We start from the raw sequence: 14,156 nt of genomic DNA, 5'->3' as shown, positions 1-14,156 counted from the left end.
ATATCGTTCAGTTTTCCCTCCTTAAGCGAGTTTCGTTATTGATAGAATATTGTTTACACAGGGCGTAAAGCGCCGGAATCACAATCAATGTCAACAACGTTGACGAGACCATGCCGCCCACCATCGGCGCGGCAATGCGGCGCATCACTTCCGAACCGGTTCCCGTTCCCCACATAATCGGCAGGAGACCCGCCATGATCGCGGCCACGGTCATGATCTTCGGCCTGACCCGCTCGACGGCGCCTTCCCGGATCGCGTCGTACAGGTCGGATTTGACCAGCGGCCGGTTTTCCGCCGTTCGGATCGTCCTGATTCTTCCCAGCGCCTGATCCAGATAAATCAGCATCACGACACCGGTCTCGGCCGCCACGCCGGCCAAGGCGATGAAGCCGACAATGACCGCCACGCTGAGGTTGTAATCGAGCCAGTAGAGCAGCCATATGCCGCCGACCAGCGAAAACGGCAACGACAGCATTACGATCAGCGTTTCGGTGATGCGCTTGAAATTCAGGTACAACAGCAGGAAAATGATGAACAATGTCATTGGAACGGCAACGGCCAGCTTGGCCTTCGCGCGCTCCATATATTCGAACTGGCCGCTCCAGGTAGCGTAATAGCCGGGCGGAAACTTAACTTTTTCCAGCACGGCCTGTTGCGCGTCGACCACATAACCGCCGATGTCGCGACCCCGGATATCGACGAAGATATAGGCGGAAAGCAGCGCGTTTTCGGTGCGGATGCCCGGCGCGCCTTTATCGAGGCTGACCCGCGCCAGTTGTCCGAGCGGGACCATCGCTCCTCCCGCAATAGGAACCAGAACTTGTGTTGCAATCATTTCCGGGGAGTCGCGCAGTTCGCGCGGATAGCGCACGATCACATTGAAGCGTTCTCGGCCTTCCACCGTAGTAGTGACAGTCTCGCCGCCCAATGCGGTCGCGATCACATCCTGAAAATTGCCGATGCTCAGCCCATAGCGAGCCAATTGCTTTCGATCCGGCTCGATGTTGAGGTAATAGCCGCCTGTAATCCGTTCCGCATAGGCGCTGGTGGTACCCGGCACGGTTTTGACGGCGGCTTCGATTTCGGTCGCTAGCCGTTCCATTTGCGTGAGGTCGGTACCGAACACCTTGATGCCGATCGGTGTCCGGATACCGGTCGAGAGCATGTCGATGCGGTTTTTGATCGGCATGGTCCAGGCGATCGTGACGCCAGGCATTTGGGTCGCCCGATCCATTTCCGCGATTAGCCTGTCGGTGGTCATGCCGGGCCGCCATTCCGACTCCGGTTTCAGGTTGACCACCGTTTCGAACATTTCGAGCGGCGCAGGGTCGGTCGCGGTGGCTGCGCGCCCGGCTTTGCCAAACACCGATTCGACTTCCGGAAAGCCTTTCAGAATCCGGTTATGGGTTTGCATGATTTCCGCAGCCTTAGTGACCGATAAACCGGGCAGGCTCATCGGCATGAACAGTAAAGTGCCTTCGTTCAGTGTCGGCATAAACTCGCTGCCTAATTTCGACGCCGGATAAGCCGAGATGAGCAGAATGGCCATTGCAATACAGATAGTCAGCTTTTTCCAGCGCAATACGCCTTCGATCACCGGCCGATACAGCCAAATCAACAGTCGATTCAGCGGATTGCGATGCTCCGGCAAGATGTTGCCCCGGATGAACAGCCACATCAATACCGGCACCAAAGTCACGGACAAAATGGCCGCTCCGGCCATCGCAAAGGTCTTGGTGTAAGCCAGGGGTTTGAATAGCCGGCCTTCCTGTTCTTCGAGCACGAAAACAGGAAGGAATGAGATGGTAATCACTAAAAGACTCAGGAATAATGCAGGACCGACTTCCTTGGCGGCGCTGATTATCAGGCCAAGACGGTCGGCGTCAGGCGGGGCGCGCTCCAGATGTTTGTGCGCGTTTTCTATCATGACGATCGCCGCATCCACCATTACCCCGATCGCGATCGCAATGCCTCCGAGACTCATGATATTCGAATTAATGCCGAGACCGTGCATTACGATGAAGGCGATCAGCACGCCGACCGGCAGCATCACAATCGCGACCAGAGCACTACGTATATGATAGAGAAACACGATGCAGACAAAAGCCACGACCAAACTTTCTTCGATCAATTTGTCACGGAGATTCTCAATGGCTTTCAAAATTAACAGGGAGCGATCATAAACAGGAGTGATCGAAACACCCACCGGTAACCCCGGAGCAATTTCCCGGAGTTTGGCTTTCACATTTTCGATCACTTCCAGCGCATTCTGACCGTAACGGGCAATCGCAATACCGGATACCACCTCACCTTCGCCATTCAATTCGGTAACACCGCGGCGCTCGTCAGGTCCGAGTTCCACACGAGCAACATCGCGAATCAGTACCGGAGTTCCCCCCTCGGCTTTCACCACCAAATCCTCGATATCCTGAATGCCTCGCAGATAGCCTTTGCCTCGCACCATGTACTCGGTTTCCGTCATTTCGACCACGCGCCCGCCAACGTCACGGTTGCTTTCGGCGATCACACGGCCGATCGCTGACAACGGGACGCCGTAAGCCTGGAGTTTGCGCGGATCAGCGATCACCTGATATTGCTGTACGAAGCCACCGACACCTGCGACTTCCGCTACACCGTGCGCTTTGGTCAGCTGGTAACGGATGAACCAGTCCTGTAATGTCCGAAGTTCCGCCAGCGAATGCCGAGCGCTTTGCACCACGTATTGAAAAACCCAGCCGACGCCGGTTGCATCAGGCCCAAGACTCGGCGTGATCCCCTTCGGCAGACGGGCGGAAGCGAAATTCAGGTATTCCAGCACGCGCGATCGCGCCCAATACACATCAACGCCATCTTCAAATATCACATAGACGAAAGAGGCACCGAAAAATGAAAAACCGCGTACTACCTTCGAGTGAGGGACGCTCAGCATCGCCGTAGTCAAGGGATAAGTGACCTGATCCTCAACCACCTGCGGCGCCTGGCCGGGGTATTCGGTATAGACGATCACTTGCACGTCCGACAGGTCAGGCAAGGCGTCGAGTGGGGTTTTCAATACGGCATAAACGCCGCCGATCACGATAAAGACTGTTGCCAACACCACCAGGAATACGTTACGAGCCGACCATTCAATGATTCGTCCCAACATGTTACATTCCCCCTTGATGGGCCTGTTCTCCGGCCGGCGACAACGGTTCGAATGAGACGGCGCTGTTTTGTTTTGCATCAACCGGCTCGAATGCGCTTACGGCAGCCTTCAGGTTACTCTCCGCATCGATCAGAAAGTTTGCTCCGACCACGACGCTTTCCTGCTCATGAAGTCCGTCCAGAATTTCGGTCATCTCATCACCGCGAAGACCTAGCTTAACCGAACGTGGCTCGAAACGTCCTTCGCCGCGATCGACAAGCACCAGCGTGCGACGGCCGCTTTCCAGAACCGCGGATTTCGGCACCGCCAATGCCCGATGCATTTGGGCATCGATCTGAAGCTGGGCATACATCATCGGCTTGAGCAGATGACCGGGATTGGCGAGTTCGACGCGTACCTTGACCGTTCGTGTCGAAGCATTGAGCGTGGGATAGATAAATCCCACTTTGCCGGTAAAGAGCTTGCCGGGATAAGCGTCGAGGATCACCCGGGCCGTCTGGCCAAGCTTGATCGAGCCGATGTCTTGTTCGTAGACTTCGGCGATTACCCACACTGTGGAAAGATCAGCTATTTTAAACAGCGTGTCCCCGGCCATTGCTCGTGCGCCCGCAACCGCGGATTTTTCCAGAATGACGCCGGAAGCGGGCGAACGCACGACCACCGTTTTGAGAGCCTTACCCTGTCGAAGCCGCCCCAAATCGGCTGCCGAGATGCCCCAATTTTCCAAACGTTCCATACTGCTGTCCGCCAGGCTCTTCATACCCTCTTGCAGCCAGTCCTGGCCCTGAGAGAGCATCCTCTGGCCTTTTTGTGCAATTAGATATTCGTGCTGAGCGGAAATCAAATCCGGGCTGTACAGTTCAAATAAAGGTTGACCACGCGCTACCAATTGCCCCGTGGCGTTCACATAGAGTTTTTCGATAAAGCCGTCAAAACGGAGCGTCACGTTATGCAGCCGGCGTTCATCGGCTTCGATAATCCCGACGCTGCGCACCGTCTGCGCAATGTCGATGTTTTGCACTAACGTTGTTTTGACGCCGAGCCGCTGGATTTTTTCCGTGCTCACATGCAGTACAGAAACTTCGCTCTCTGTGTTTTCTTCCGCATAGACGGGTATGTAATCCATGCCCATCGAATCCTTTTTGGGTACCGGCGAAGTATCCGGAAGGCCCATCGGATTGCGATAGTACAAAATTTTGCCTTCCTGATTTCGAGAACTGCTTTCGGAAGGGGCGGCCGGTTTTGTATCTTTCTCGGATTGTTCGTAGACTGGAACATAGTCCATGCCCATTTCATCCTTGGCCGGTACCGGCGAAGTGATCGACGGGTTCATTGGATGGCGGTAAAAGAGCGGTTTCTTTTCGGCCTGTACCACCGGGGGCGGGGTAGAGGGAGCAAGCCTTGAAGTCAGCCAATAACCGCCGAGGACGCCCAGGCCGGAGGCCACGAGCGCTGTCCATAGTATGGTTTTGTTCACAATGCCTCCTTGCCGACGGCAGCGGCTAATTGCGCCAATGCCTGATGTGCTTCGGCCAGCGTCTGCCAGTACTGATTCCGGTAGTCAAACCAGGCATTTTCAGCCCGTATTACGCTCTGAAAGTCGGTCTTTCCGACCTGATAAGCGGCAACAGCGGCGGTGATCGTCTGTTCGGCGAGCGGCAGAGCGCTATTCTTCAACAGCTCAAACTGTTCTCGACTGGCCTGGTAAAGCGCCAGCGACTCGTTGATTTCGGTCTGGATTTTCCGTTCCGCGTCATTCAGCGCATATCGCTCCTTGAGTAATTCGCTTTGCCTCTGATCGACGGCTTTGGCTTGTTTACGGTCGGTATAAATCGGCAACGTCACAGCGATCTGAAAACTGGCAAAATCGCTGCGGCTTTGGCCGTTCGGATTGTTTTGCCGGAACGAATAGGCAGTACCCACCGTGAAATCCGGATAATAATCTTTCTTAGCCAACTCTAGCCGGGTTTGTGCGGCGTCGATGGCTTTCTTGCGCTCGGCCAGCAGAGGACGCGATTGCTCGCTTTGCGTTTGCAAGTCCCCGGCAGATCGGATATCCGGTAACTCAGTCGCTACCTCGTCAGGCAGCCGAATACCATGATCCGCAGGCCGGTTGAGCAAGGCGTTCAGGCGCGACATGGAGGCACGATGCAAGCCGATGTGTCGCGCCTTTTCTTTGGCCAGTTTGGTCTGTTCCAGAAGCGCCGACAGAACATCCTGCTGAAGTCCTTTTCCCACCCGATATTGACTATCGGCAATCTCGGCCAGTTGCTTTAGCAGGTGTTCGGTGTCGTCGATAATTAGCAACGAACGGTGTATGAAAAGTAGTTGCCACCATTGCAGGGTGACCTCGCGAACAAGTTGAAGCCGAGCTTCCTCCGCCGTTTCCGCTATCGCTTCCGCCTCGAAGACCGCGGCTTTTTCCTTTAGCGCCAATTTGCCCGGAAACGGCACGGCCTGACTGATGCCGACCTCCATCATGGTGAAATCGTCTTTGTGAAGATTCAGTCCGGACGCGACCGGCAGCCAGAGCGCTCCAAAACTGACTGTCGGATCGGGCAAACTGCCTTCCTGCGAAGGAATTGCAGCCATGGCTTCGGCGCGTGCCTTGATCTCGGCAAGACCAGGGTTGTCTTCCAGAGCAATGCCGACCGCCCGCTCAGGCGTAAGGGGCTCATCGGCCAAGGGGAAATTTGAAAATAGTACGAACCAGCAGACTGCCGGCATCATCAAGATGCGCCGCAGTCGCCGAAATATCACGGAAACCATGAGATTTTCCTTTCACAAACGAAAATAAGGCCCCGCACGGCGCGGAACCGCCCTAACGCTTTAAAAAGCGCGGTTTGATTTTGAGTGAATGGCTAATTCAGAAGCGTACAGAAACGATAGATCAACAGAACGCGTCTGCCGATCGGCGGCGCTTTCGCGCGCGGAATAAGTGGAGTGGAAAAAAGGCACTGAAAAAGGTAGCCGATCAGCCCAATCAGGCAGAGAACGAAGATCGGTATTTGCGGTTTATCGATCTTAACCTCAAAAACCGGATTAGGATGAGAATCAAGACAGGGTTTGAAAGAGCAATCCTGATGGGGCATGGCTGTGTGACTGCCATCGTGCATAGCAGATGAGTCCATTTCCCCGCATCCCGCAGGCATAGTACTGACTGAACTTTTGAAGACCGGTTCCGGCATCATGCAGGTATTCGAGATCAGCATAGAAAGCCAGCTCACCATCAATACGAGGATGAGTGAGACCAAATAAGGTCGGTTTTTGGGGGAACGCAACCGAATCAGCACAAAGGAATCATACCGTGAAAACTGAGTGATCTACACTACCACATCGGCCTTTTGACATCAAACATATTGTTTTAAAGCTATCCTTCGCAAATGGATTGTATTCAGGGGACCTCTATTATTAATGTCTTGCTCGAATCTGTTTTTCAGTAGAATGCTGCTCATCTAGCGGCTGAGATTTTGGAGGCATGTCCTGAGCCAATGAATTGCCCAATGCCTGCAGGCCTCTAATTAGCGCATCAATCATCCGAGTTTCATTGGGTTCTGTTTCGTTATTTGGCAAAAGTACAGCCTTAAATCCGTGTGTCATGAACGCCTGGAATCTTGCTCTAATTACCTTTGGCATAAGTAAGGCAAAGGCATCAAAACTTTCGGCGGCCTGCTCTATTTCTCCCTGAGCATTTTTGCCCGGTGGATCAAATTGATTTCCAGTTTCGCCCTGATTTTGATTTTGGGCATTCTTTCCCCAGCTATTGTTCGAGCCAACGTCTTGCTTAGTTTCATGAATAACCAATTTCGATGAGCCCGCATAAACCACACAATCAGGAGTCAAGGCTAAGGCTGTTGACAATAGAATCAAGAAGGACAAGTTTTTGCTCATCAACATCCCCTTAATAATTAACGACAATTGAAACTGGGGTTGACTCTACCTTGGCATCATCAAGAGCTGTGATAGTGACATTCGCTGATTGAGGTGTACCGGTTTTGCCAAAGCTTATTCGGTAAGATGTTGCCCCGATCGGTTGGTCATTGACCTGCCAGGCATAGCCAACAATCTTTCCATCCGCATCTGTGCACTTGGCCTCCGCATAAACCACGTAAGCGTTTGGAATGGCAGTTAACTGGCAGGAAGGTGGCTGGTTCGGCACTAGTTGCAACTGCTCCGTTACGGTAGCTGTTTCACCCATCTTGCTATTCAGCGTGTAACTGATGGTGTGATCACCTGGCGCGGTAATGGTGGAGACCATATAGCTTCGATTGGTGTACTCGTCGATCGTTGTACCATCGATCTTCCAAATCTGATTTACTACCGAATCCAACGGGTGTCCACCGTAAATGGTCGGGCGAACAGTCACAGTCATTGGGGCACGTTCATAGATGTTCGATTTCCCAATCTTAATCGTTGGCGCATAAGGAGCGGCAGGCTCTGCAATGACATGCTGGGTCAATAGGGTTTGATGTCCACGAGTATCGCGAATCGTTACTGTCACATCATATTCTCCGGCAAAGATTACCTGTCCAGTTGCACGATTTGGGAATGCATCGTTTTGGCGTCCATCTACATTTTTCGGGAAAGACCATTCATAAATTAGACCTTCAAAACGACGTCCCATATCAGGCCGATCATGTGTAACGATCAGATTGATATCCGATGGAGCCTGTATCGTTTGCTGTTTGAGCGCAATCGAGAAATTCGGCCATACGTATTCCCAAGGGACATAGTTGAGCGTGGCTTCCTTGGTCGTTGTGTCCTTAAACCCATCAACCCAAGCTCTGAACAAGAGGGGCTTGCGATTGGCCAAATCAGATTGGGAAGGAGACCAACTTAAAGTATCCCCTGGTACGGTACTGCCATTGGGTAATTGCCATTCTGACTTAATGGCGTGAACACTTTCCATCGCCCCCCAGGAAGGTTTTACAACGCCTTCGTATTGGTAGTTTTTTCCAACTTCGACATCACGAGGACCTTTTAACATTACTGCAGGGGCATCAGGGGTTTTAACCACCAAGTAATGTCGAGCTACGGACCAGGCGTTCTTGTCATCTGCACGCGTATCTGAAGGTCTAGACCTCAAGGTTATATTTACCTTGCCTTCCAGCTCTTCGGTAATAGCAACAGATGAACCATCGGCTGTGGTTTTGCCGCTTGGCGCTTCAATAATCCATTCATTCACTGTGTCATTTGTAAGCTGTCCATCTCGAAATAGTTCAGTTGTAAGCAATGCGGTATAGCCTGGCGATACGTGTCGAGGCCCTGTTATCGCTGATTCCAGCTTCGAATAAGCCCAAACTTCGACAGGCGTGGTATAGCTTTCCAATAGCGTATTCTTGTTGATCATCTTGGCGCGGACCTGACGTTTGCCAGGCGATTGCATAGACACTATTCTGCGAGTCGTATTGGACTTTTCGATCGCTGTCCAGGTCAAACCACCGTCTTCACTTTCTTCCCAAGCAATCTCTTTCAAGGCAACGCGGTTATCCTGCGTCAGGACAAGGTTCAAGGTAAACGTTTTGGGGGCGGGGCCATCCAGCGACTTGCTCGTAATTTGACCCTCAATGGGCGAACCCTTAACAACTTCAATATAGCGAGTTGGTGAGCTTAATGTAGTATTCAGACCATTCACATTAGTCACTAATTCGGCTATAGCTGTCAGCTTCATAAAGAGGTTGCCGGCAGGATTGATTTGAAACTCCGCCACCCCATCTGTTAAGTCCAGCATGTCTGTAACAGGGACTTTTACGCTTTGCGTATTAGTCTGAGCAACAATTTGGGCACGCCACTGGCCCATCGTAGCAGCGGAATAACTCATCACGTTATTGATGTATTTACCGACATTGACGCGCACTGTGATGTTCTCGGTATCCGGAGTAACTTTAGGCGCATCTAGGGTTAACTTCATATTGCTCTCGGCGCCACCAACCGCGGTGATCACTTTTTCGGTGTAAACCGACGGATAATCTTGCCAGGCAATCCGAAGCGTAACCGGCCTTTGTTCCAGTAGGCCAAGGTTTGGCGTATAGATCCAATATGAGCTATCGCTAACAATATCGTTACGAACAAAGTCTTGTTGCGTATCAGTGACCGTAAGCTTAATTTTGGCGTTTGTCGGCACACCGGCAGAAATTGTGGCTCTGGTAATCGGCTGATTTAACGGAACGTAATATTTGCCGTCGCTGATCGGATATCCACCCTTCAGCTTGATGGTAGGCGGAGGAATATCATTGACAGTGATGAGCTGTTCGCCTGATACAACAGCAGACTTCAGGCCGTCGGCGAAAACACGACTGACAGCGTATGAAATGGTCTGAGTACCAATTGTCCCAATCGTGCCGGTAACTTTGTACTGATTGAACGCCAAAGTTTTCGTTAATCCGAAGTCATCCTGGAACTCGGCGATGCAAGTCCTTTTACTTTTTGCCGCTTCAGCTTGTGCAGCTGATACATCAGAATACAAGGTACAAGTAGTCCCCGAGTCTTGGGTAAAAACAAGACTTAGCTTTTCAACGCCAACATAAATGTTGGTATCGCCTGTAAATTTGAATGTCGGCTGGATCAAGGGATCAACATGGACAGTTTCAACCAAAGGCTCCGAATCGTAACGAGTCCCTTTTATCCAACGCGATATTATGACCTTGACCTCAAAATCACCTGGAGTACCAGGATGACCTGATAACGTTGGCAATCCGTTGGTGTCTATCCCCGGCGCCATATCTGATAAAGTCGTGGTCATAACCACATAGCATTTTCTCTGGTTTGCCTCTGCTTCTGCTTGTATAACAGTGAGAGGACAAGCCGTATCTGCTGATGGTTGTAATGATGCATCGACACGACCTTCAGATTGGAATACAGAAGTTGGGGAAACCATCAAATTAGGCATAGGCGGTTCTTTGACCAAAAATGATTTGGCTTGAACTTTCGTGCCGCTGTTTCCTGTAATGCTTAGCTCTGCAGTGTAATAACCTCCAGGCAAACCATTTGTGGTAACTGATATCGGCAGATCGAGGCCTGGAACAAGCGAACCGAGATCTTTCGTATCAACAACTGATGTTCCTTTTTTTATGACCAGGGAACTAGTCATTGGCGCATTACAACCATACCCCTTATAGGTTGTATCAAAGGTTATGTCCTCATATGACAAGACACTTGGGACATTTAGGGAAGCGATAACAGCTGGGACACATGCAACTTCAATGGTTTGAGTAACTACGCCCATTTTGAGCATTTGCGTTCCATTCGATTTTTGGATTTCCGCAGTGACAGGAAAACTGCCACCGTCGGTGATAATGCCCGTCAAATAAGGTAAGGAACCGGAATTATTCTCGGTCATTCCAGGAGGAATGCTCGTGAACTTGACATAACACAAACTTGGATCGGCTAGGGCTGCAGCAAGATCGGTCGTGAATGGACAATTAGCCGCTGGAGGATTAGAAAGCGAAGCCTTAACCTGAGTATCCTGGCCTACTGTAATATTTAGGCTAGGCGTAATAGTTAAGATCGGCAAAGCCACTGGATCGACAGAAAAACTTTGCTGCCATGAATCACCATCTGCATAGGTAATCACATCATTAACCATATTCAGATTAAAGATATATGGCCCACCCACCGAAACAGGCAAAGGATTGATCGTAAACGTCTTGGTAAGGTTATTCCCAATTCCAGGCAAGAAAAGATTATCAATCAAGAAAACTTGGGTACCGTTTCCATCTTTTATATCCAGATTAGTAGTAACGCCCGTAGCACATTGCGGAACACTATAGTCGACAATGACATTTATGGGTGTTTGCTCTAAATTGCTAGAGGCAAGACTGACACCGTTGATGTAATTTTTGCAGTAGATATAAATATCCCCAGTTCCGTTAAGCATTGCCCCGACTTTATCACTGACACTATAAGTAAATGTGAAGTGACCTGATGTTGCACCATCACTTGGCGGGGTATAGGTAAATTTGTCGCCACCACTTATGGACACTAGCCCCTTACTGGGCTGCGTCAGAATTGCAAAGGTGAAATTATCATCCTGTCCCGCCTCTTTATTAGGATCTGTTACTGCAGGCACTTGAGCTGAACTTGCAGTGGTCGAGGTTGGCGATGTCAATATCAGCGATGTCACTGTTGGCGCTCGATTGGCATAACCAGATACTTGATTGCTGTCAGCGCCGACTAGAGCTCCAACAGTGGCTCTTACAGTGTAGTAATAAACGGGAACACCGGATACGCTGTTGTCAGCGTAGGTGATGGATGGCGCGGTGACAGTGCCTAATTTAGTAGTGGCACCTGTTGATGTTGCTGAACGCCAAATTTCATAGGATGTAGCATCGGCAACGGCAGACCAATCCAATTTAATTAGATCGGTAACCGTCCCCTGAGTTGCCACCAAGTCCGATACAACACCAGGAACTTTTCCCCAGCCTTCGGCCTGATCTGAATCAGGCGAGACACCCAAGATGTTTTTACCTACTACCGTATAAAAATAATGGGTAATACCTGAAACGGTCGTGTCATCATAGGTTGGCGATGTGGAAGAACCGATGAGAGAGCCTTTTGTTCCGGCAGAAGCAGACCTGTAAATGTCATAGGTTGATGCGGCAGAATCAGCATTCCAGGTAATAGTCGATTTGCCATACAGAGTACCTTGAGTAGCCGTTACCCCGGTAATTTTAGAAACCGGAATTACCGCAATACCCATGGCCTCATTACTGGGTAGTGATTTGACAGTACCAACAACAGTCTTAACCGTATAGAAATACTGGGTCATGCCAACAGTCGTGGTATCTTCATAATAACCTGTCGCCAGGACACCGGTAGTAGTGATCAGCGTTGCGGTTCCATCGGACGACGTTGCTCGCCAGATTTCATAGCCGGTAGCATCGACGTTTTTAGTCCAAGTCAACCCAACTTTTGATTGAAGCGTACCTTTCGTTGCCGTCAAATCGGTAATTGTTGTTGGAGCTTTCCCCCAGCCTTCGGCCTGGGCGGAATCGGGCGCTGTACTGATCAGGTTTTTAGCAACGACGGTATAAAAGTAATGGGTTGATCCGGAGACGGATGTATCGTCGTAGGTATTCGTCCCAACGGTAACAAAAAGTGTCCCTTTGGTACCCGAGGTTGTAGAACGGTAAATGTCGTAACTTGCCGCAGCGGAATCGGCTTTCCAGCTGACTGTAGATTTTCCGTAGAGAGTCCCTTGTGTTGCCGTAACGCCGGTTACTTGTGAGACTGGGACGATCGCATACCCCATCGCTTCATTACTTGGAGCCGAAACCGTAGTCCCAACTACGGCTTTAACCGTGTAGTAATAGCGCGTCATTCCGACAGTCGTCGTGTCTTCGTAATAACCAACAGCCATAGCACCGACTGTGCCAATTTGAGTGGCAACACCGCCTGACGTTGTTGCTCGCCAGATTTGATAGCCGGTGGCATCTGGATTTTTAGACCAACTCAAACCGACCTTATTCTGCAAAATGCCTTTTGTGGCCGTTAAGTCGGTAATGTTGGTTGGAACTTTCCCCCAACCTTCTGTCTGAGCCGAGTCAGGAGACGTGAACAAAGCATTCTTTGCTACAACCGTATAGAAGTAATGGGTTGATCCAGAAACGGTCGTGTCGTCGTATGCCGTTCCAGTAAAGCCGGCGCTGATGATGCTGCCCTTGGTTCCAGCCGAAGTAGACCGGTAAATGTCATAACTGGTAGCAGAAGCAACGGCAGTCCAGCTAACCGTTGATTTCCCGTAAAGCGTACCTTGGGTTGCGGTTACATTTTGAGGTTGGCCAAGGACGCTAACGGTCGCAGAAGCAACAAATGTAGCACCTGCCATATCAGTTACGCGGTAGGTAAATGAGTAACTGCCGCCGGTACCGCTCGAAATAGGGGTGTAGCAAACCTTGTTTGAAACAATTGAAGCCGTACCCACAGTTGGCTGAGTAATAATCGAGAATGTGAATGTATCGCCTTGCGAAGTATTAGCATCCGTGACGGATGGTGTCACACACTGCCGTGCACCGCCGACCACAGTGGAAATATTTGCAGAAGATGCGGTTGGAGCAAGGTTGGCATGGCCAACGTTTTGATTACTCCAAGGGCCGGGGCCATTAATGTTCTTTGGGATAACGGTGTAATAGTAAAGCGTAGCTGTATATTGCGTGTCGGAGTAACTATTGGTAGTCGTATTTGCAATCAGAGCCCCAAGTGTCCCAGATGCTATCGAGCGATAAATGTCATAGCTTGTAGTCGAAGTTGATGGTGACCACGACAAATTGATCGCATTGGTAATTGTTCCGTCAGTCGCACTAAGATTTGAGATTTGCGAGGGTGGCGGTGTTGGATTGGTCACCGTTCCGGAAGCCGTTCCATTCAAAACGCTACCCGCTTTATCAGTGACCCTGATGGTGAAACTGTAACTCTGTGTTGGGCCTGAAGCGGGAGGGGTATAACAAACCTGATTGCCGGATACGTATGCACTACCAACGGCCGGTTGAGAAACCAAAGAGTAAGTAAGGACTTCTGGAACTGAAGTGTTTGGTTGGTACTGGTTTGGATCAGAGACGCTTATCGTAGTACATACCGTGCCGCCACCAATAGTAGACCCCGGCATTGAGGCACTTAATGCCGTTGGAGGATTGTTGGCCCAACCACGGTCGGTATAGCCATTGCACCATAAATAGAGTGATGGACTTGCAACTTCCATGTAATAGTCGTAACTTTGACCAGGAGTTCCACCGGTATCTTCCGCATACAGGTAATAATATCCACCGGGAACATATCTAGAGAAATAAAGCGTCCACGTAGAGGCTGTAGGGAGCTTCCTATAATGCAACTCATAATGGTTGTAACTCACATAGGTACAACTACCTCCTGAAACAAACGAATGAATAACCTTATTAATCTGGGTTCCATCAGTCGCAGTGGAGTTAATAATCGCCTTTGCATTCCCAGCAAACAGTATTGCAAACAGTAGCAGTAAAGCAGAAAAAACTTTTCTGATTTTAGATGGCATAGCCGA

General features: G+C 50.4%; 6 protein-coding genes. 1 reads left to right on the top strand and 5 read right to left on the bottom strand.

Annotated elements, in window-relative coordinates:
• Positions 1-7 precede the first annotated feature (7 nt).
• Genes GO003_RS16955 through GO003_RS16945 form a run of 3 tightly spaced genes read right to left on the bottom strand, consistent with a single transcriptional unit; the run spans position 8 to position 5,914 of the window.
• On the bottom strand, positions 8-3,145 hold the full coding sequence (locus GO003_RS16955) for an efflux RND transporter permease subunit (protein WP_159654379.1): 3,138 nt from the start codon (positions 3,143-3,145) through the stop codon (positions 8-10).
• A gap of 1 nt (position 3,146) precedes the next feature.
• Positions 3,147-4,622, bottom strand: a complete 1,476-nt coding sequence (locus GO003_RS16950) for an efflux RND transporter periplasmic adaptor subunit (protein WP_159654377.1) — start codon at positions 4,620-4,622, stop codon at positions 3,147-3,149.
• Positions 4,619-5,914, bottom strand: coding sequence for a TolC family protein (locus tag GO003_RS16945; protein ID WP_159654375.1), 1,296 nt, complete (start codon positions 5,912-5,914; stop codon positions 4,619-4,621). The genes GO003_RS16950 and GO003_RS16945 overlap by 4 nt, the downstream gene beginning before the upstream one ends.
• Positions 5,915-5,994: 80 nt before the next feature.
• Here GO003_RS16945 and GO003_RS16940 point away from each other — a divergent pair, with 80 nt between their 5' ends.
• Positions 5,995-6,270, top strand: coding sequence for a hypothetical protein (locus GO003_RS16940; RefSeq protein ID WP_159654373.1), 276 nt, complete (start codon positions 5,995-5,997; stop codon positions 6,268-6,270).
• 286 nt (positions 6,271-6,556) lie between these two features.
• On the opposite strand, the gene GO003_RS16935 is transcribed toward GO003_RS16940, so the two are convergent.
• Together GO003_RS16935 and GO003_RS16930 are read right to left on the bottom strand one after the other, a co-directional pair.
• The gene (locus GO003_RS16935; protein WP_159654371.1) at positions 6,557-7,036 is read right to left on the bottom strand and encodes a hypothetical protein; all 480 of its coding nucleotides are present in this window, start codon (positions 7,034-7,036) and stop codon (positions 6,557-6,559) included.
• 10 nt (positions 7,037-7,046) lie between these two features.
• Positions 7,047-14,150: an Ig-like domain-containing protein gene (locus GO003_RS16930; protein WP_159654369.1), complete on the bottom strand. Its 7,104-nt coding sequence runs from the start codon at positions 14,148-14,150 to the stop codon at positions 7,047-7,049.
• Positions 14,151-14,156: the final 6 nt, after the last annotated feature.

This window comes from Methylicorpusculum oleiharenae (assembly GCF_009828925.2).
GTDB classification, from domain to species: Bacteria; Pseudomonadota; Gammaproteobacteria; order Methylococcales; family Methylomonadaceae; genus Methylicorpusculum; species Methylicorpusculum oleiharenae.
This window is presented reverse-complemented; position numbering and strand designations above follow the sequence as displayed.

Coding starts and splice junctions, on each gene's coding strand:
- GO003_RS16930 (WP_159654369.1), bottom strand. CDS start 14,150: ATGCCATCTAAAATCAGAAAAGTTTTTTCTGCTTTACTGCTACTGTTT.
- GO003_RS16955 (WP_159654379.1), bottom strand. CDS start 3,145: ATGTTGGGACGAATCATTGAATGGTCGGCTCGTAACGTATTCCTGGTG.
- GO003_RS16945 (WP_159654375.1), bottom strand. CDS start 5,914: ATGGTTTCCGTGATATTTCGGCGACTGCGGCGCATCTTGATGATGCCG.
- GO003_RS16935 (WP_159654371.1), bottom strand. CDS start 7,036: ATGAGCAAAAACTTGTCCTTCTTGATTCTATTGTCAACAGCCTTAGCC.